The sequence below is a fragment of the Halochromatium roseum genome (genome assembly GCF_016653315.1).
Lineage (GTDB): Bacteria > Pseudomonadota > Gammaproteobacteria > Chromatiales > Chromatiaceae > Lamprobacter > Lamprobacter roseus.
This window is the reverse complement of the sequence record NZ_NHSH01000072.1, coordinates 93,767-113,845: the sequence shown is the minus strand read 5'-3', so window position 1 is coordinate 113,845 and position 20,079 is coordinate 93,767. Positions and strand designations below refer to the sequence as shown.

14 protein-coding genes are annotated in these 20,079 nt (G+C 62.7%); 6 read left to right on the top strand and 8 right to left on the bottom strand.

Going from position 1 to position 20,079, the window contains the following annotated elements:
- Window positions 1-330: 330 nt before the first annotated feature.
- Window positions 331-708 carry a hypothetical protein gene (locus CCR96_RS20175; RefSeq protein WP_201222823.1) on the top strand — a complete coding sequence of 126 codons (378 nt, stop codon included), beginning with the start codon at window positions 331-333 and terminating at the stop codon, window positions 706-708.
- Window positions 709-756: 48 nt separating this feature from the next.
- Here CCR96_RS20175 and CCR96_RS20170 read toward each other — a convergent pair whose 3' ends face one another.
- Window positions 757-2,445 (bottom strand): SulP family inorganic anion transporter, encoded by a 1,689-nt coding sequence (locus CCR96_RS20170; protein WP_201222821.1) that lies wholly within the window; start codon window positions 2,443-2,445, stop codon window positions 757-759.
- A 259-nt stretch (window positions 2,446-2,704) separates the two neighbouring features.
- Between CCR96_RS20170 and CCR96_RS20165 the strand changes: the two genes are divergently transcribed.
- From CCR96_RS20165 to CCR96_RS20155, 3 genes are all read left to right on the top strand, one after another.
- Window positions 2,705-3,616: a TonB-dependent receptor gene (locus CCR96_RS20165; protein ID WP_201222819.1), complete on the top strand. Its 912-nt coding sequence runs from the start codon at window positions 2,705-2,707 to the stop codon at window positions 3,614-3,616.
- A gap of 95 nt (window positions 3,617-3,711) precedes the next feature.
- Window positions 3,712-4,059 (top strand): STAS domain-containing protein, encoded by a 348-nt coding sequence (locus tag CCR96_RS20160; RefSeq protein ID WP_201222817.1) that lies wholly within the window; start codon window positions 3,712-3,714, stop codon window positions 4,057-4,059.
- A gap of 168 nt (window positions 4,060-4,227) precedes the next feature.
- The gene (locus CCR96_RS20155; RefSeq protein WP_201222815.1) at window positions 4,228-5,301 is read left to right on the top strand and encodes an EAL domain-containing protein; all 1,074 of its coding nucleotides are present in this window, start codon (window positions 4,228-4,230) and stop codon (window positions 5,299-5,301) included.
- A 37-nt stretch (window positions 5,302-5,338) separates the two neighbouring features.
- Here CCR96_RS20155 and CCR96_RS20150 read toward each other — a convergent pair whose 3' ends face one another.
- The 6 genes from CCR96_RS20150 to CCR96_RS20125 form a co-directional block, all read right to left on the bottom strand.
- Complete coding sequence (locus tag CCR96_RS20150) at window positions 5,339-7,981, bottom strand: glycosyltransferase family 2 protein (RefSeq protein ID WP_201222813.1); 2,643 nt, start codon at window positions 7,979-7,981, stop codon at window positions 5,339-5,341.
- A gap of 3 nt (window positions 7,982-7,984) precedes the next feature.
- Complete coding sequence (locus tag CCR96_RS20145; protein ID WP_201222806.1) at window positions 7,985-8,422, bottom strand: hypothetical protein; 438 nt, start codon at window positions 8,420-8,422, stop codon at window positions 7,985-7,987.
- Window positions 8,423-8,574: 152 nt separating this feature from the next.
- Window positions 8,575-10,197, bottom strand: coding sequence for an FAD-dependent oxidoreductase (locus CCR96_RS25380; RefSeq protein WP_201222804.1), 1,623 nt, complete (start codon window positions 10,195-10,197; stop codon window positions 8,575-8,577).
- Between the two features lie 333 nt (window positions 10,198-10,530).
- The gene (gene msrA / locus CCR96_RS20135) at window positions 10,531-11,820 is read right to left on the bottom strand and encodes a peptide-methionine (S)-S-oxide reductase MsrA (RefSeq protein WP_338035922.1); all 1,290 of its coding nucleotides are present in this window, start codon (window positions 11,818-11,820) and stop codon (window positions 10,531-10,533) included.
- A gap of 247 nt (window positions 11,821-12,067) precedes the next feature.
- Entirely contained in the window at window positions 12,068-12,439 is a 372-nt protein-coding gene (locus CCR96_RS20130; protein WP_201222793.1) for an HVO_A0114 family putative DNA-binding protein, read from the bottom strand.
- 18 nt (window positions 12,440-12,457) lie between these two features.
- Entirely contained in the window at window positions 12,458-12,913 is a 456-nt protein-coding gene (locus tag CCR96_RS20125) for an NUDIX domain-containing protein (protein ID WP_201222791.1), read from the bottom strand.
- A 326-nt stretch (window positions 12,914-13,239) separates the two neighbouring features.
- On the opposite strand from CCR96_RS20125, the gene CCR96_RS20120 reads away from it, so the two are divergent.
- The gene (locus CCR96_RS20120) at window positions 13,240-15,447 is read left to right on the top strand and encodes an AAA family ATPase (RefSeq protein ID WP_201222789.1); all 2,208 of its coding nucleotides are present in this window, start codon (window positions 13,240-13,242) and stop codon (window positions 15,445-15,447) included.
- Between the two features lie 138 nt (window positions 15,448-15,585).
- Entirely contained in the window at window positions 15,586-17,892 is a 2,307-nt protein-coding gene (locus CCR96_RS20115; RefSeq protein WP_242519238.1) for an AAA family ATPase, read from the top strand.
- Between the two features lie 281 nt (window positions 17,893-18,173).
- Here CCR96_RS20115 and CCR96_RS20110 read toward each other — a convergent pair whose 3' ends face one another.
- Complete coding sequence (locus CCR96_RS20110) at window positions 18,174-19,892, bottom strand: DUF6399 domain-containing protein (protein ID WP_201222781.1); 1,719 nt, start codon at window positions 19,890-19,892, stop codon at window positions 18,174-18,176.
- Between the last annotated feature and the right edge of the window lie 187 nt (window positions 19,893-20,079).

Here is a 20,079-nt window from a genome sequence, read left to right as displayed (position 1 = left end):
GGATGAAGTCGTCCGGCCTCTTGCGCTAGCTGCGTGTTCGACCGACCGCACTGTCTCTCCCGAGCCTCGCTTGGGCGACCTGAAAATCGACCATGATGGTCACGCGGAGAATGATGTGGGCAATCCACCCCGATCGGTTATCGGACTTTAGCGGCATGAATATCAATCAAAATCGATAGGTTCGGCAAATCCGATAGATTGGGTGCTGGATTCCGAATGCGGTTACCCGGCGCTGACCCCAGATCTCGGTGGTCACCGGCGCGGTGGTGCTGACCGGGCCAGAACGTCATCAAGACCCCTTAGTGCTTGAGCAACGCAGGTGAAACGATAATGAAGCAAAGACCAATCGTTCGACGATTCACAGGCCTCGTGATCGCTGGACTCAGCGTGACTGGTGCGGCGAGCGCGGCAAGTGATGCACTGAAATACTATCCGACGTCGGTGGTGCCGACTTTGCCAACACCACATGAGCTGCGTTGGATGCGAGAGGATATGCCGCGCGGCATTCTGGCGGTGCTGCAGTCGGCCTATCGGCGCTCGGTGAGTCAGGCATGGTCCGGTATCCCGGCGCTCGATCGCGGTTCGCTTGGCGCGTCGACAGTCGTACCGGCGCTCAAGCCTGTCGTTGAAGGGGCATCACCCGCAACGCCAGTCGGTGCTAAGCGATCCGCGTTGCAGATTCAGAGACAGGCTGAGGCTGACGAGTGATGCCGATATTTGAGATGAGATCGATGCGCGATGGACCTCAGATGGACCTCAGCTGGGCAGCGTCTGACCGGCCCGTTCCGAGACGGCGCGCTTGAGTGCTGCCGAGCGATTCTCGATCCAGTTCTCTTTCGGGATGATGCGTTTGAGACCGAGATTCTCGAAGCGTTGGCGGGGCTGATCGTGGATGCCGGCAAAGTAGACCCGGCAGCCATGCTCAACGGCCTCGCGCACCACGGTCTCGACCGCGAGCGCCGTGGTGACGCCGATATGGGGGACATCGGTCAGATCGACGACCAGCGAGCGTGCGCCCAAGAGGTCATTTTGTTGGCGCGTAATCGCCTTGGCCGCGCCGAAGATCAGGGGGCCACTGAGGCAGAGCATGACGACGCTGTTACTGGGGTCACGCAGGATGCGGACATCCTCTGGCGAGGCGTTGGGGCAGTCGAGACCGTCCTCGGTGTGGGGTAGACCGAGCACGCGCACGCCCTCGGATTGCAGATCAGCGAGGCGACGGATGGTCAACACATTGGCGACAAAGAGTCCGATGCCGACTGCGGTGATCAGATCGACGAAGACGGTCATCGCGATGACGCCGTACATGATCAGGGCGCCGCGGATCGAGACCTTGTGCGCGCGACGCAGGAAGCCCCAGTCGATGATGTCGATACCGACCTTGATCGCGATACCGGCGAGCACGGCCTTGGGGATCGGCTCGACCAAGGCGCTGGCGCCGAAGACGACGATGGCCAAGATGCCTGCGCGGGTGAGTCCAGACAGGGCACTGCGGCCGCCCGTCTGGATGTTGACCACGGTGCCCATGGTGGCGCCGGCGCCAGGCAGGCCGCCGAACAGACCCGAGGCGAGATTACCAAGCCCTTGCCCCATCAGTTCCTTGTCTGAGTTGTGCTGGGTGCGGGTCAAGCTATCGGCGATAACCGAGGTGAGTAGGGCATCGATGGAGCCCAGCAAGGCCAAGACTAATGCGTTGATGACAATGGTTTGCCATTGCGTTGCGGTGAAGGTGGGCATCTGTAGCGTCGGCAATCCGCCTGGTACCGAGCCGATGGCGCGGTAGGCCTCGCCAGCGAAGAGCTGCGGCAGCACAAAGATGGCTAGCAAGGTGCCCGCGACTAGCGCCAGCAGTTGTGGCGGTACCAAGCGCCTGAGCGACTTCGGCATCAGCAGCAGAATCGCCAACGAGAGCAGGCCCAAAGAGGCCTCGGCTGGCTTGATGTTGGCGATGAAGCCTGGAATCGCATTCAAAGACCCAAGCACGCCACCTGGCGGTGAGGCATAACCGAGCAGTGGCGGCAGCTGGATGATGATCAGAATGAAGCCGATTCCAGACATGAAACCGGAGATGACCGTGTACGGCATCATCGTCACGTAACGCCCGAGCTTGAGCGCGCCGAAGATCACCTGGAAGACGCCAGTGAGCATGACGGTGGTGAAGGCCATCGCCATGCCCAGCTCGGGATTGGCGGCCATCATGGTTGCGATGACCGCGGTGAAGACCACGGTCATCGGGCCTGTCGGCTCGGAAATCAGGGTCGGGGTGCCACCGAACAGTGCGGCAAAGAGGCCGACTAAGACCGCGCCATAAAGTCCGGCTTCAGCGCCTGCGCCGGACGCGACGCCGAAGGCAAGCGCCATCGGCAACGCGATGACCGCCGCTGTGACGCCGCCGAACAGGTCACCCTTCAGATGTTTCAGATTGATCTGATTGAAGACTTGCATTGGTCTCCCTTGTCCCCGCTGCGTGGATATCATTTAGTCTGTGTAGGGTAATGGTTCTGGCGCGGGAACCGAAATCGAAATGGCGGATCGATGCTATAGATCGCCAGAGATCGCCAGCGATGACGTCTCTTGTCGGTCAAGCTTGTTGATCCTCGTCGAACCGCAGGCTGCGGCTGGACGTTATACTGCATCATGCTACGTCTGTGTGGCTCTTGTTACATTCTCTCAAAATCTGAACTCGAACACTGGAAACGCTTCTATGGGCTGGTCTCGATGGTTGTTCGCATCGCTGCTCTTGAGTTCGTTGCTGGCGAGCGCGCCCGCCCTTGCGCAGCCGAGCACCAATGCTTGGCGCCTGCGTCTGGATACCGGTGCCGCGCATCGATGGCAGACCGATATCAACGATGGCGGTGAGGTGGAGCTGGATGCCTGGGCAGTCCGTGTTGCAGCCGATAAGGCGGTAGCTCCGGATCTGCGCCTGGGACTTGCGGCTGGCTATGGCGAGCGCCATTACGGCTTCGAGGGCGAGACGGGTTTTGCGGCCTTGAAGCCTTGGTCGGACGTGCGTCAGCTCCGTCTGAGCGGTAGTCTGAACTGGAAGGCGGACGAGCGTTGGAATCTCTTCGCGATACCGACGATCCGCTGGTTTGCCGAGGAGGGCGCTGACCTTGGCGACGGTCAGATCGGTGGACTGCTGGCTGCTGCAAGTTATCGGGTGAACGATCGACTTAGCATTGGACCGGGTTTTGGCGTCTTCTCCGAGTTGGAGAACGAGGTCGATTGGTTTCCGATCTTGGCCATCAACTGGAAGCTTTCCGAGCATCTGGCGTTGCGCACCGGCGGTGGTTTTGCCGCAACCGAGGGGCCAGGCCTCGTGTTGGACTGGCAACCGTCGGAGCGATGGTCGCTATCGCTCGGTGCGCGTTATGAAAAGGCGCGGTTCAGACTCGATGACAAGGGTGTCGCGGCGGCTGGGGTCGGTCAAGAGCGATCGGTGCCGGTCTATCTGGGGGCAGCCCGGAGCTTCGGCAGCCACCTGCGCTTGAGCCTGATTGCCGGCGTTGAATTTGCTGGCGAGCTGCGGTTGGAGGATGCTGACGGTGTGCTGATCGAGAAATCGCGCTTTGATCCTGCGCCCTTTGGCGGTGCGACGCTCGATCTTCGCTTCTGATCAGCTGTGCGCCTTTCTTGAACGAGCGGCTGCCTGCCTCGTTTGACGGGAGCCGACCCCTTGAAGGTCAATGCATCTGATGTGGAGTAAGCCGGATGGAGATCCTTGAAGAGACGAATGAAAGCGCCTTGGTGTTGACGCCGCAGGGGCGGCTCGATAGCCGAACCGCGCCGCTGCTGCAAGAGCATCTTATAGGTCGTATCGACAGTTCGCCCTCAGTGCTGATCGACTGCTCACGTCTCGATTATGTATCGAGCGCGGGTCTGCGGGTGTTCCTGATGGGCGCAAAGCGCTGCAAGCAGACGGAGCGCGGATTCGCGATCTGCAGTCTTCAAAACACGGTGAAAGAGGTCTTTGAGATTAGCGGCTTTCTCTCGATACTCACCTCTTATCCCGATCGAAAAAAGGCGCTACAGGCGATCTCGGCAGCTGCAGCGGATTGAGGATTCGCCATCTGTAGCCCCGCCTCTCGCGCCCTTGCTCGTCCATGACGACGCGCCCCTTTGCTTTGTCCCTGTGTGTGCCTAATATGATCCGCAATACGCTGCTTGAGAGACATCGCTGTCGTGTTTCACGGCGAGTTTGGAAGCGGGACGAGGAAGGGGGTTCCCATGACTTTTGAACATGATTGTGAGCGTTGCGGTCGACCATCGCCCCCGGCGAGGGAGGCGGGCCGGCTCTTCATTTGGCCACCCCTGGGCCACACGAGACAAAAACTGAGCGCTGCGCTGAACGACAGCCCACTGACGGCCTCCGAGATTCCGGGTCAACTCGGGCTGATCGTTGACGTGACCCCTGAGCGCGAGGGCCTATTAGCGAGCCTCCTTGCTGGATGTCTGACGCGGGCGGAGATCCGCGATAGCCGTGCTCTGTTCATGGTTGGAAATGAAGAACCGGGCTTTGCCCAGTTGGGCGAGGTGGAAAGCCTGGAGACCTTTACCGCGCAGCGGCGCGGCCGTTGGCTGCAAGCGTTGCTGCACGCGGCGCGGGTGACGACCCATTTCCAACCGATCTTTCATGTCGCTGCTCCGGATCGGGTGTTTGCGCATGAATGTCTGCTGCGTGGGATCGATGAGCAGGGTGAGATCGTGCCCCCCGACCTGATGTTCGAACTGGCCATGGAGGCCGATCTCGTCTTTCCACTCGATCGCTTGGCGCGTATCACGGCCGTGCAGAATGCAGCAGCACAGGGGATCAGTAGTCGGATCTTCATCAATTTCACGCCGGCTGCCGTATATGACCCGATCAACTGCCTGCGGACCACCGTTGCTGCCGTCGAGCAGGCGGGGCTTCAGCGCGAGCGCATCGTCTTCGAGGTGATTGAGACCGAGCGTATCGGTGATCCCAACCACCTGGCTAATGTCCTGAGCTATTACCGTGACGCGGGTTTCAAGGTGGCACTCGATGATCTCGGCGGCGGCTATGCCGGGCTTGGCCTCCTGCCGAGTCTGAGTCCCGACTTCGTCAAGCTGGATCGCTCGCTGATCGATGGGGTGAGCAGCAACCGGATTCAGTCGGTGGTGATCGAGCGCGTCACGCAAATGGCACACGATCTCGGTATTGAGGTGATTGCCGAGGGCGTCGAGCAGGCCGAGGATCTCGACTGGCTGCAGGCAAACGAGGTCGATTATGTGCAGGGTTTTCTGCTCGGCAGGCCAGCGCCAACACCGCACGCATCGCTCTAAGGCGATGCCTTGGCTTAGCCCCGAAGCGGTGCCCCGCTCAGGCACTGCTCCTATTGCGCATCTCGCGCAAGGTACCAACCAAGTGTGCTGGTAGCCGCGGCAGGGCACTGATCAACGAGACCAGCATGGCGGCCGCATAAGGCACCGCTTGGACGAGGAGGACCGCCGCCCAGACCCGCACGTCGATCATATAGGCGTCCGGGCGTTGCAGCACCGCGAAGGCGCCGAGCACAAAGGCGCATAGCAGTAGCGCCTCTTCACGCGCATCCATCAGCGCCCGGAACAGGGCGACCGAGGTCGCCAGTTTCGGGGTCCGAAAGAATCCCAGCTTGCCAGAGAAGACGCCGGCCCAGCTTGCGCGGGCAATGGTATGCGAGAGCGCGAGTCCGGCCAGACCCGCGGCGAAGGCCTGACGCCAGGTGGCATCGACGCGGCGTCGATAGAGCACGAAGCTCTTGATCATCTTGAAGCCAAACAGCACCAATGGGACCAGCGCGATGCTCATATAGGGCGGCGTGATCGTCTCCGGGGCCGCGACCATGGCGATGGTCCAGGCCAGCGCGGCAAAGTTGAACAGCAGATTGAAGCCATCCGCAAACCAGGGTAGCCAGCCGGAGAGGAAGTGCCAACGCTGACCGCTGGTGAGTCGCGTGCGACGCAGGCCGAGCAGTTCGCGGCGATGCGCGATCAAGACCCGCACCGCCCCGTAGGCCCAGCGGAAACGCTGTTTCTTGAAGTCGGCAAAGGTATCCGGGATCAGCCCGCGGCCATAGGTCGCCGGGATATAGAGCGCCTGGTGGCCAGCTTCGAACAATCTCAGGCCAAGCTCGGCGTCTTCGGTAATGCACCATTCAGACCAGCCGCCGACGGCCTCCAGCGCGTTGCGCCGGATCATGGTCATGGTGCCGTGCTGAATAATGGCGTTGCGCTCGTTGCGGGTGACCATGCCGATATGGAAGAAGCCACGGTACTCCGCCAGGCACATGGCCTTGAAGGCGTTTTCGTCGCCGTCGCGATAGTCCTGTGGGGCCTGCACGATGGCGACCTCGTCATCGAAGAAGGCCGGAATCAGGTCGCGCAGCCAGTTGGGGCTGACCAAATAATCGGCGTCGATCACGGCAACGATGCCGGCCTTGGGGTCAGTTTCGCGCAGCGCGAAGTTCAGCGCACCGGCCTTGAAGCCGGCCAGCGGGCTGACGTGAAAGAAGCGGAAACGCTGGCCATGGGGCTGACCCTTCAGCATCAGGCGCCGGTTGAGCTGCGCACAATGCGTACGAACCGGCTCCCAAACCGCCGGATCTTTGGTGTTGTTGTCGATCACCAGGACCTCGAAGCGCGGGTAATTCAAGGCAGCGAGGGCGTCGAGGGTCTCGATCAGCAAGGCCGGTGGCTCGTTGTAGGCAGGTACATGCAGCGACACCATTGGCAGCCACTCATCGGGTACCTCGCGGCGCGGAAAGGGGCGCCGCCAGCGCTTAAGCCAAAGCGATTCGGCCCACTCGTGCGCCTCGGCGGAGAGCAGCACCAGCACACCGATGCCGCCAATCAGCAGCAGCACGCCAACCACGGTCGTCAGCGGTGTCATGTATTGTCGGGTGTACTGATAGACCAGCAGCACAGTCGCGGTCGAGACGGCATAGGTGATCAGCGCGAGGAAGCCCTTGCCGGACGAGGAGAGGCTCGAGCTGTCGCGATAGAGGAGCAGCAGCAAGAGCACGGCGATGCCAACCGAGAGGGCGGCGAGCTCATGCCAGTTCGGGATGCGCACCACTGGCTGTGTGAGTGCAAACTTGGGCTCGCGCTCGGCATTATAGACCCCCCAATAGGAGCCAATGGAACCCTCGATCTTCGCCTTCCAGAGCTGGTCGAAGGCCTCCATCACGTAATAGACGATGCCTTCTTGCTCAGCGCGGGCGAGCACGCGGCGCAGGAACCGGGTTTGATTGGCTTGTGAGGGTTCGGCGCCACGATTGCGCCGCCCATGACTCGGCCAGCCGACCTCGCCGATGATCACCTCCTTGCCCGGAAAAGCTTGCTGTACCTCGTAAAGCTTCTTGAAGGAGAAGTCAACGGCCTGGTCGATCGGCACCCCTTCCCAGTAGGGCAACAGATGGATGGAGATGAAATCGACATGCTCGGCCAGCTCAGGATGCTTGAGCCAGACGTGCCAGGGCTCGGCCGTGCCAACGGGGATATCGGTGAGTCGGCGGATGCGATCGAGGTCGCGTGTCAATTCGGCGAGTTCGACGTCTTCGCGCAGGATGGCCTCGTTGCCCACAAAGACGCGCACGATATTCCGATGAGGCTCACGCAGGATGTCGATCAGGCGTTCGAGCTCGGCCTGATTGGCCTTGGCATCGGGGCCGATCCAGGCGCCGAGCGAGACGTTGAGTCCGCGGGCACTGGCAAGCCGTGGGATCTGACCGAGCGGGCCATCAACCGAGTAGGTGCGGATGGCATGGGCTTCGCCTTGCAGCAAGGAGAGGTCTTGATCGATCTCGGCGAGCGACGGATAGATGCGCCGTTGGGGATCTTGGTCGGTGCGCATCGGCTGGAAGGAATAGCCTTGGATGCGGGTTGGCCAAGGCGGCTCAACCGAGGGCTGGTTCATCATCGCCCAGAGTGCGATGCTCAAGCCGGCGATGAGCAGCGGGATGACGATGGAGAGTGTGCGGTGCATGACCTAGGACTCTGGGGCTAAGGCAGCGAGCGCGTAGAGTCGTACCTCACTGGGGGCGAGCAGCCAGCCATCGACGGATAGCAGCGTCGCGCTGGTGACGTATTCATGCTGGATCAGGGCGGTGAGGGCCTGCTGAAGCCCAATCCTGTCGGTCGGTACAGGACGCTGTTGAGCGTTCAGCGCGGCGAGCAGCGGATCGACGAGTCGGTTCACATCCTGCTGTTGCGGATGTTCATCAAGATAGCGCTGACCGAGGCGGCCAGCGGCGACTGGATCGCTGAGCGTAGCGAGCAGTGTGCTTGGGCTGATCGCCTGGGGGCCAGCACCTTCGGCGTCCGGTGCGCCGGGTGCTGAGCCGATAGCGCTGCGCGGGCTCGTTGAGGACGTTGACGTGATTGCGGCAGGTGTCCCTAGCGGAAGCGCGACTAGGCCGAGCACCATGCCGATAAAGGTGCGACGGTCGAGTCTGGCGAGCGAATCGCTTGTGTTGATTGCTGTTCCGGTTGCTGTTCCAGTTGCTGCTCCGGCTGCCGTTCCGATTGCTTTCCTGGTCAGTTTTGATCTTGGCCCAAAGGCTGGCCCAGAGGCGATGCTCATGCCGATTGTTGCTCAAGGTGGTCGGCGAGCCGATAGGCAAGCGCCAGGATGTTCAGCGTTGGGTTAGCCGAGCCGCTGGTCGGGAACAACGAGGAGCCGGCGATGTAGAGATTGTCGATGCCATGCACCCGGCCATTCCGATCGGTCACCCCGTGCTTGGGATCATCGCTCATGCGGGTGGTGCCCATGTGATGGCTGCCACCCGAGACCCGCGGCTCCCAGCGGCCATCGTCTGCTAACCGGGGCCGCATGCGACCGATGCCGGTCGCGCTCAATTCGCGGCCGAGTGCATGGATGTTGGCGATCAGGCTGCGCCGATCCTGCTCGGTCAGCTTCCAATCAAGCCGGGTTCGCCGCAGCCCCAGGGCGTCGAGCTCGTCGCTGAGCGTGACGCGACTGTCGAGATTTGGTATTTGCTCGCAGGCGCAGCCAATCCCCATGCGCACCCCGAGGCCATTGCTAGGTTGCTCGCTGCCCGCTTGCTGGGCGCTGCCGTTGACAGCGCGATCAAGGCCAGTGCTTGGGATGCCACTCGGCTGCGGGGCATCGGTCAGGAAGGGGCGTGCCGCGGCAAGCATGTTGCGCGGCCCGGTCGTTGCCGGATCGGTCGTGCCCAGAGGGGCCGGTGTGGCCGACTCGGGTTTAAGCTCGGGGCCAAGGGTTTCGGTCACTGACATCGTGAAGGAGGCCGACAACATCTGCTCGCGGCGCAAGAAGTCGCCGCGCGGGATGTAGCAGACCCTTGCGGTGCGTCCATCGAAGCGGACCTGTTCGCGGTAGATGCGCGGGAGTCGGCTGAGATCGGCAATGACGACATCAGCGAAGCCACCGAGGTGCGGATGCTCCATGAAGCAGCGCCCGACCATGTCGTTCTGGTTGCCGAGACCCGTCGGCATCACATCGTTGGAGAGCAGCAGCAAGCGCGCGTTCTCGATGCCGCCAGCCGCCAGCACATAGCGCTTGGCATAGACCTGGTGGCGGCGACCGCTGAGCGTCTGAATCTGCAGATGATCGACTGCACGCGCTGAGGGGTGAGCGCGAATCCGGGTCAGGTTGCTGTGCAGCAGGACGCGAATCTGATCGGAACGCTCGAGCTCGTCACGATAGTGCTCGCCGAACCGAGTCGGTGGGCTGTACTGGAAGAAGCGCGTCATGAACCGACCGGCGCGCCAGTCGACCATCGGCTCGCCCGTGGCCTTGGCCCAATAGGCGCCATTCTCATACTGTGCGGGCGCCGTTTCGACCGCTGTGCTCGCGATCTCCCAATAGGGGTCCAGCTCCTCGCGGCCAAATGGCCAGCCGCTGAGCGGAATCCAGTCGCGCTGCTCGAAATCGATTGGGTCGAGCGGTCGACAAAATCCACCCCAGTGGCCAGAGGAGCCGCCGAAATAGCGCAGCCGCGAGCTGCTGAGCGGATAGGTGATGCCGGGGGTCTCGCCTTGATACAGGTCTTGGGTCTCGGCCTCGGGGCTGAGGCCGCCAGACTCGATCAGGCAGACGCTGGTCTTGGCATTGGCGAGCCGGCGGGCGAGGCTAATGCCAGCGGGACCCGCGCCGATGATGGCAAGATCCGCCTCAATGCGGCGGTTATCGTCGAGATGGCGAGCGTCGATGAGCACGCGGGTGAATCGCTCCGAGCTGGGTCAAAAAGAGGTTGACCTTTCAGCTCGCCTGCCTTTGAGGAGGTCTGGGGCAAATCCGCTAGCGAGGCCAGTGTGCACCTCGGCAGGACCACTACACCTGCATCGATACCCGCTCTGGATTGGCGATTGCAGGTGGCGGCGCGAGCTTACTCAGCGTCATCCGAAAACGACTCAGAGGAGCATCAGGGCTACCCAAAGTCGATGAGTTCACTTAAGAGTAGCGCATTCGCCCTACAGATTGCGCGCAAATTTGCTGCCCAGCCGATTGCTATCGGCCGTGCTCAGCCAGCCGCGCTCAGTCAGCCGTGCTCAATCAGCGTCTGGCACAAAGCTCAGCACATTGCCGTTGATGCAGTAACGCTTGCCAGTGGGTGGCGGGCCGTCGTCGAAGACATGGCCGAGATGGATGCCAGAGCTGGCGCTGCGGACCTCGGTGCGGCGCATGCCATAGGCGTTGTCTTCGTGATAGGTCAGGGCGCCTTCAACCGGGTTGAAGAAACTTGGCCAGCCGCTCTTGCTCTCGAACTTGGTGTCGCTGCGAAACAGCGGCGCGCCGGTGATCGGGTCGACGAAAACGCCGGGGCGCTTTTCATCCAGATGTGAGCCGGTGAAGGCGCGCTCGGTGCCTTGTTCGAAGGCGATGCGCTGCTGCTCCGGGGTCAGGATCTGGAAGCCAAGCCATTGCCAGAAGCGCTCCTTGTCGCCCTTGTAACCGGTGTAGCGCGAGACCTCCTTGCCGTCCTCGAACAAGACCATGGTCGGGGTCGCGAACAGCGCCTTATCGAGCGACCAGCCTTCGGGCGGTTGCGGATTCAGGGTCGAGACCACTGGCACCTCTGAGGACCAGCCATCCAGCACCTCGGCACGGAACTGCTGGCAGAAGGGGCAATCCTCGGCCTCGAAGACGATCAGCTGGCGCTCGGCATTGAGCGCCTTGGCGTCGAGCCTTGGCGAAGGCTGGGGCCGCGCCGCCTGATCAGAGGGACCTGCGGCAGCACCGGGGTAGGCGACCTGAGTGCCACCGAGACCGCAGTAGCCATCGGGATTCTTCACCAGATAGTCTTGATGGTAGGTCTCAGCGCGATTGTAGTGGCGCAGCGGGGCGATCTCGGTGGTGATCGGGCCGAAGCCGGCGGCGCTCAGCGCTTGCTGATAGGTCTCGCGGGTGTTGAGGGCGACGACGCGTTGCGCCTCGCTGTTGAAGTAGATCGCGCTGCGATAGTTGCTACCGACGTCATTGCCCTGGCGGTCGCCTTGGGTCGGATTATGGTTCTCCCAGAAGCCGATCAACACCCGCTCGAGGCTGACCTGCTCGGGGTCGAATGTGACCTTGATGACCTCGGCATGATTGCGCTCATCGCTCTTGCCGCGCTGGATGCGCTTCTCGAGGTTGAGCACCTCGCGATAGCTGGTGCGCTCGGCATCGCCACCGGCGTAGCCGGATTCGACATCGAGCACACCGGGGATCTCAGCCATGCGTTTCTCGGCGCCCCAGAAGCAGCCCATGCCGAGGACGATCGATTCGGTCGCGGCCAGGGCTTGCAACGGCAGGATGGCGAAGAGGGCGGCTAGGAAGGTGGCGAAGAGGGCGGGGGTCAACAAACGGCGAGGTGACTGCATGGGGTTTAAGGCCTGATCTGAACGAAGCTGACGCCTATGACCAGCGGGAGGGTCGAGTTGTTTCATCGCCTGCCGCATCGATGGGCAAGTGCCTGTCGAGCGTATCAATCTGCTCGGCCCGGCCCATGGCATCGGAGCTTGCAGCTTTTTTGCAGGGCGCTGTGGCGGTGACAAAGGCGCGCTGAGAGGTTCGCCAAGTGCTCTAAGTCAAGCATTGGCCGGAGCATCAAGCCGCCCGCGAGCCATCGAGTTTTAGATCGAGACGAATCGCGTCCCAAGGCACGAAGACCTTGTTCTGGGCATCTTGATCGATCAGCGCATGTTCGAGCAGTTTGTCGAGATCCTTGCGCACACCCTGATCCCCTTGCCCGAGGCGCTTGGCCAGTGCCTGGATCGAGAGTGGCCCCGTCGCCTTGAGCGTATCCAGTAACCGCAGGCGCGCCGGTGTGAGCTCGGCGAACAGCTGCTCCGCGCTGGGGAAGTTCAGTCGGTAGTCGGCCTCCGGCAAGGCCTCGCCCGCATCGATAGCGCGCGCCAAGCCTTGTAGCTCTGACTTGGTTTGACTCCAGTCACTGAGCCCGACGATCACCTTTGCCATGTTGCGCCTCCCAGTCGTCTAGTTCCCAAATCCGTTGTGAGACCTTATCCACCAGTAGGCATAGGGGACGCCTCGATGCGTTCGGCTCGGAAGCCGGTCGCGCGGAAACCAGTCAACCTCCTGAAATTCATGATCGAAGGGGATGCGTTCAGGAGGTAGCCGATTGGGCAGCGGCACCAGATAGGTGCGCCATCGGAACACAAACGGCACGATGATCGGAGCGACCTGAAAACGCTGTTCATTCCAGTCAGCTCCGTCGGGTAGGGCAAAGACTCGTCCGATGGGCTGCCCCCGGCAGAACTCCTCCTCGGTCTCTCGGATCGCCGTCTCGAACAGCGACGCGTCTTGTTGCGATCGCCGGCCGCCTGGGATGCTCCACTGCCCTTGATGCGGACGATGCGAACGCCGCCCCAGCAACAGGTGAGGGGTTCCTTGGTGATCGGCAACAAACAGGATTCCGGCACCTTCGTACATGGTCCCTCCGCGGGGCGCCCGGCCCCAAACAGACACTGAAGACAGCATTAAGCCACATCCAGAGTCTGCCTACCACGAGGCTCTAGATGCGAGGTCTTTGAGGTATTCTGGTGTTTTCAATAATCAATTTTTTCGGCCCTTGGGTATCAATGGCTTGCGTTGCGATAACTCAAAAAAATTAAAAATAATAAAAAATAGTATATATAAATCAATAACTTGAGAATGAAAAAATGAAATATTAGTTGCGCCGTTCTAGCTTGACCAGGTGAATGAAGAGGCTCTAGCATGCATCCCAATCGTCCTATTGCGTTCATTCAGGAGAGACCATGGCCCGCACCTTGTCGAAGACGAGGACCAGACCCGCTGGAACCCGCAAAACCGTTCGCCAACACCTTGATCCCCTGGTGGCCTATTGGTCCCTACGACTGCTGATCAAACTTCGCTTCTGGCAGCGGCTCTCTGGATACCCTGGGGCGCTGACCTTCGATGGCGACCTGTTGCGCACTCTCGGGCTTGGCCGTTACGAGGATCAGGACATGACGCCAAGCGCCTTTCTGCGTCTCTTGAAGGAGCGCCTACAGGTTCTGGCCGCTCAACAGCCTGAATCGGTGCTTGAGCCCTTGCATGGTCGGTTACAGCGGGACTTGGCGCTCTCCGCAGTCGAGTGCCGGATTCTCACCCTGGTGCTGGCGCTCTGTGCTCACTCGCCCTTTACCCGACTGACCGATGAGTTTGGTGAGATCCCACGCTCGGATGCGATCGCCGCCATCGCCACGGCACTCGCGGTTCCGGTCGCTACCGTGGGCAAGGCACTCTCGCCCGACGGCTACCTGGCCCGCGCTGGCCTGCTGCGGGTCAGTCTGGGTGGCGTTGACAGCCTGGCAGAGAAGTTCCTGCCGCTCGAAGGACTCGAAGCCTTGCTATTCGAGGCCCGCACCTCTGTCGCCACCCTGACGCGACGTTATTTCGCACCCGCCCCGCGCCCAACCTTGAAACGCAGTGACTATCCGCATCTGCGGGCAGCACTGGACGATCTGCTCGCCTATCTAAAGGGTGCCCGGCAAGGCAACGAGCCCGGCTGCAATGTCCTCCTTTATGGTCCGCCCGGCACCGGCAAGACCGAGCTGGCCGGTGTCGTCGCCCAAGCGCTCAAGCTGCGACTCACGGCCATCGCCACCGCCGACGATGACGGCGATGCGATCAGCGATGCCCGTCGCATCGGCGCCTATCAGTTCGCCCAGCAGAGCCTCTCGCGCCAAGCGGACAGCCTGATCCTGTTCGATGAGGTGGAAACCCTGTTTATGCCGTCCTGGTTGGGAGCCCTGTTCGAGAGCGAGCTACCCACGGCGAACAAAGGCTTCACCAACCAGTTACTGGCGACCAATCCTGTGCCAACGCTGTGGATTGCCAATGACATCGAAGACATGGACCCGGCCTACCTGCGCCGCTTCGACCTGGTCATCGAGATGCCGGTACCGCCCCAATCGGTGCGCGCTGGAATCGCCGCCAAAGCGTTCGACGAGCTGAATGTCAGCCAGTCCTTCATCCAGGCGCTTGCTCGCCAGCCAGCCCTCGCCCCGGCGCATCTGACCCGCGCGGCGCGGGTGGCGCAGCTGTGCGCACAGGGTAAGACCTCCCGTGTGCAGGGCAAGACCTCCCGTGTGCAGGGCAAGACCTCGCGTGCACAGCGCAAGACCTCCCAGGCGCAGGGCAAGACCTTCCGCGCGCAGACCGAGGCCCAGCTCAGCCGTCTGCTCAGCGGCACGCTGAAGGCACTCGGGCACGCCACGCCGTTGGTGACCAGCGCCTCCACCGTTACCGCGTATCAGCTGGCGCTGCTCAATCCCGACCGACCGATTGAGCCCGTGCTGCAGGGACTCGCCAAGTCCCAACAGGGCCGCCTCTGCCTCTACGGACCACCCGGCACAGGCAAGAGCGCCTTCGCCGCCGAGGTCGCGCGGCGGCTCGAGCAGCCACTGCTGAGCAAACGCGCCTCTGATCTGCTCGGTGCCTTCGTCGGTCAGACCGAGCAGGCGATCGCGGCGATGTTCGCCGAAGCGCGCGCCGATCAGGCCATCCTGCTGCTGGATGAGGCCGACAGCTTCCTGCGCTCGCGGGCCGCCGTTCAGCAAGGCTGGGAAGTCACCCAGGTCAACGAACTGCTGACCCAAATGGAGGCCTTCGACGGCATCTTCATCTGCACCACCAATCTGGTCGAGCAACTGGATACGGCCTCGCTGCGCCGGTTTGACCTCAAACTGCGCTTCGATCCGCTGCGCATCGAGCAGCGTGTCAGCCTGTTTGCTCAAGTGCTGCGCGAGCAAGGCGTCGCCAAACCAGACGAGCAGCATTGGCGTGGGCCGCTAGCCAGCTTGGACGGACTCACGCCAGGCGACTTTGCCGCAGTGATCCGCCAACTGCGCATCGAGCAGGCCGACTGGACTCCTGCGCTCTTGTTCGAGCGGCTGCGAGGCGAATGCCAGCACAAGCGCCAGGGTCAAGGCCGCCCGATCGGGTTCGCGGCGTCCTTCTGATCTCACCGAGACGCCTGAGATGCAACCTCTTCGATCACACCGATCCGTCATTTTAAGTCGGTCTACGACGACAGAGCCTTGCCCGTCCTCGCCATCCGTGTCTGCTTTTTAGCTGCCCATTTGCAGCAGGAGATGTCCATGATGACCAGCGCGACGCCCAGCGACTCCCTGATCCGCCGCGATCTTGACCAGATTCCCGCCGTCGAACGCCGTCTCGCCCGGCTGACGCTGCAATTCGTCCTCAGCGATCCTGCGCTGCAAAAGCGCCTGAGCGACAGCGATTTCACCACCCCGCTGTGGTCCCTGACCCAGTGCCTGCTAGAACCGGTCGCGCTCGGCTTCTTCGAGGCCACGCTGGCGCCGAAGGGCACCACTAAGCTCAATGCCCGGGTGCGCAATGCCCTGAGCGTCCTGAGCACAGAGAGTCAGCATGGCGACAGCGTTGCTGATGCCGACGCAGACGCTGATGCCGACGAGGAGGAAGACGAAGCAGCATGGTTGCCCCCGTCGATGCGCGGCAAACGCGAGCGCGCCCGGCCCCGGCAGCGTCGTCTACGTCTGTTCTATGCCGGCCTGTCGCGCGCGGTGCTTGAAACTCTGATCGAGGCTGATGGCGAAGATGCGGTCATGCCGCTCGCCGCACTCCTCACGCGCTGCCTGGATCTGCCGCCTGCCGCAGCGAGGCTACTGGACACCCTGATCTTGCGCGAGCACAGCAAGGAACTGCGTCAGTTGCTGAACGAAGCCCGTCCCGGCCCCTATGTCCCGAACGAGCACCGTACCGACATCGCCGCGCTGCTCGGCATCGACGAACAGACCCTGCGCCCGCTGCTCGCCAAGGACAGCCCGCTGTGCGTGCTCGGGCTGATGGAACGCAACCGCTCCTTCCACGCCGATCTGGAAGACTATGTCAACGCTGGCGACCTGCTGCGTGACCTCATCGACGCCGAGCCTCACGACGAACAAGCCCTGCTTGCGTGCTTGCTTGAGCCGGCGCCGGCGGCGGACTGGCCCTTGAGTGCCTTTCCGCATCTGCAGGATCAGGCGCTGCGCGTGCGGGGGGTGCTGAACCGTGCCGCGCGCGATGGGATCGCCGGCGTCAATGCACTCTTCTACGGACCGCCCGGCACCGGCAAGACCGAGCTAGCGCGCGCCATCGCTGCGGACAGTGATCTGAAGGCCTTTCAGGTGCGCAGCGCCAACGAGGACGACGACGGACTCAACCGCCACGGACGCCTGTCGGCATATCTGTTGGTCCAGCGGCTGCTGGCTCGACGCCGCGACGCGGTGATCATCTTCGACGAGATCGAGGATGTTTTTGCCCAGCAGCTCGACCTCTTTGCGCTGTTCAGCGGACGCGCGCCGGCCGGGGAGCAGAAAGGCCGGACCAATCGCATTCTGGAAACCAATCCTGTGCCGACCATCTGGATCACCAACGCGGTCGATGGTCTGGACGACGCCTTCAAGCGCCGTTACCTGCTGCCGGTGCCCTTCGTCACTCCACCGCGCTCGGTGCGCCGACAGATGGCGGAGCGGCATCTGGGCGATCTGACCCTCGAGCCGGCCTTGCTCGATGAGTTGGCGGGCGACGACCTGCTGACCCCAGCCCAGTTCGCAGCCGCGCGGCGACTGGTCGATCTGCAGCCGGAGGCGCCGCTGGAGACCAACATCCGCGAGGGCGTGGCGGCCTGTCGGCAGCTCTTGCATGGCACGCCGGCGCCACGTCGACGCGAGAACGCCACCGCCTTTGATGTCGCCTACCTGAATCTCGGTGGCGGCATCGCTCCCAACGCCCTCGCCCGAGCACTGGAGCGCGAAGGCAGCGGACGGCTGTGCTTCTATGGCCCACCCGGCACCGGCAAGACCGCCTTCGCCGAGCTGCTGGCCGAGGCGTTGGATCGAGAGCTGGTCGCACGCCAAGCCTCGGACTTGATCTCGCCCTATGTCGGCGAGACCGAGCAGCAGCTCGCGCGCCTCTTCGCCAGCGTCGATCCCAAGCGCTCGGTGCTGCTGCTCGATGAGGTCGACAGCTTCCTCGCAGCCCGCCGCCAAGCCCGGCACGGCTGGGAGCGAACCCAGGTCAATGAGCTGTTGCAACAGATGGAGTGCTTTCCCGGCATCTTCATCGCCGCGACCAACCTGATGAGCGGTGTCGACGAAGCCGCCTTGCGCCGCTTCGACTTCAAGCTGGCCTTCCGGCCGCTGAAACCCGAGCAGCGCATCCAACTGTTTGCGCGTGAGGCGCTCGGGGATGCAGAGGCGATGGTGCCAGCGCATCTCGCGCGGCACTTGGCAGCGCTGAACAACCTGACGCCGGGCGACTTTGGCAATGTGGCGCGGCAGCAGCGGTTGCTCGGCGAGCGGTTAGAGCCAGAGGCCTTATTGCGGCGATTGATCGCGGAGTGTCGGCTCAAGGACACTGAGGAAACCTGGCGAGCCGCATAGGCTAGACTAGACGTGGCGGTGGCGGTAGCAGCTGAAGACGATGAGTAAGAACCCATCCGAAGTCGTGCGTCACTGCTATTGATGATCCAGTCGTATTTGACTGTTGGACTTTCGCTGAAGGAGCAAGCTCACATTGCGCGCAAAATATCAACGCCGAATCAGGCAGTTCGCGGAAACCGATCTAAAAAAGCGGCTAGAATCCGCGATAGCGCCAATCATGCACACCCTGCCACCTGAAGTTATATCGACGATGGCCTTGATCATCCCTTGGTCCACTGTTGCTAAGCCGCCACAAGCGTGAGGTGAGGCGGCTTCGCTGGCCGTGGTCGTCGTCGCGCCGGTCGGGCTGGCCAGGGCATGCGCTCAAGCACCTGCTCAAACAGGGAGGGATGGGGCTGAGCGAAGAAGCGCTCGGCGGCGGTGGTGCCATCGGGGCGCGTGATCGAGAAGTTGTGCAGGGCGGTGAGCACCTGCTGCTTGCGCGGACTCAGACGATGATGCCCATGCTGATAGAGCGCGAGGACGCCATTGCGGCCCTCGACACAGGAGCTGCTGCGCTGAAACAGATCGGCACAGTCCCCGGCGACCTGCTCGAGGTGCCGACGGGTCGCCTCATCCAACGACTGGATCGGGTGCGCGGGCTGCTGCAGCGGGGCGAGGCGCTGGGCACTGAGTGCCCGCAGCCGATGGCGTTGCTCAGCACTGGGACTGCGCGCGGCGGCGCGCTCCAGATAGAGCGCTGGGATCAAGTCGTTGAGCATCGCCTGCTCAATCGCCGGTGCGAGGTCCAGCGCCTGGACCCGCGTGTTAACCGTCATGAAGAAGAACGTCAGCGTGGCCACCAGGCTGTGCGTCAAGCGCTTCGCCTTGGCCAGATGCGCGCACAGGCGCTCGGAGAGGTCCACCTCCTGTGCGAGCGCCTCCAGGCGTGCAAACAGCCCTTCTAAGTGCGTCTGCAGTTGCTCGGGCGTTTGCGCTTGTCCCTGCTCGAGCTCATAGGGATGATCCACCGCGCTGAAAGCGCCGATCAGGGCTTTGGACTCCGCGCGCTGCGCCTGGGCGCGCTCGCGCGCGAGGCTGGCTTGCACGTCGGCCTCAAGCGCGCGATCGATGCGCGCAGCAAACGCAGGCGGGCGCCCCGGGCCATGGTGCTGGCGATGATAAGCCTGCTCGGCCGCGCATTCCGCCTGCCAGCGCGCCTTGGCCGTCGTCTCTTCGGCCTCGGCCTGCTGTTGCGTGCGCCTCAACGCCAGGCTCATCGCCTTGCTCACCTCATGCTGGAGATGGAACAGGTCGGTCGAATGATGGGCACCCTGGTCGCGCTTGACATGGGCCAGCAGTCCCTTGGCCTCATCGCTGATGCCTTGCACCACGGTGATCTTGAACCCCGCCAGCCCGCGCTCCAGCGCCTGGCTCCAGGCCGCCGCCGAGCGCGCCGCGCTCGCCTGCTCGAGAAGGATAAAGTTCGAGACCGGTTCAATCGCCACTAAGCGCATGCCGTCCTGCCAGGTCTCGTCTTCGACGATGCTGAGGGTGCGATGCGGCATGGTCTTGGCCAGTGCCGCGCGCAGGTCGGTGGCTTCGCTGACGATCTGCCGCTCCAGCTCCGCCTGGAACGCCTGCTGCGTGCCGTAGGAGGCACCGATGAACACCGACAGTCCACTGAGCTCGAGAAACTGGCAGACCACGCGCACGCCCGCGCCGCCCTGTTCGCTGATGCTCCAGTGCGCGGCCATCTGCACCCGGCGCAGCCACTCCACGCCCTCGGGTGTCTCGACAAAGGCCGCCAGCGCCGCCGGTGCCGATGTCTCAGGGGGTGCGTTCCAGTGCCGCACGGTGCTGCGGGCGAGGCCGGCGCTGGTGATCGCCGCACGCTGGCTCTGCCCAGCTTGCTGCGCTTGCGCTACCGCCTGCCGATGCTTGGCGCGATCCAGGCGATCATGGATTGGCGTGGGGCGTCGTTCTGCATTAGAGTCAACAGCGGTAGGAGCATCGGGCAACGGCTTTTCCCTCGGTTAGTTTGCACTTCCAAGGGTACGCCCTCCCGGCGCTCCTGCCACGCCTTCAGCGTGGATGATCGCCTACCAAAATACTCAGTTTTGGACCGAGCGATGATCAAGGCCGGCGCACCCAGGCAGACGATGATGGTCGTGTGTTTGAATTGATCGATCAGGCGATTGATAGCGA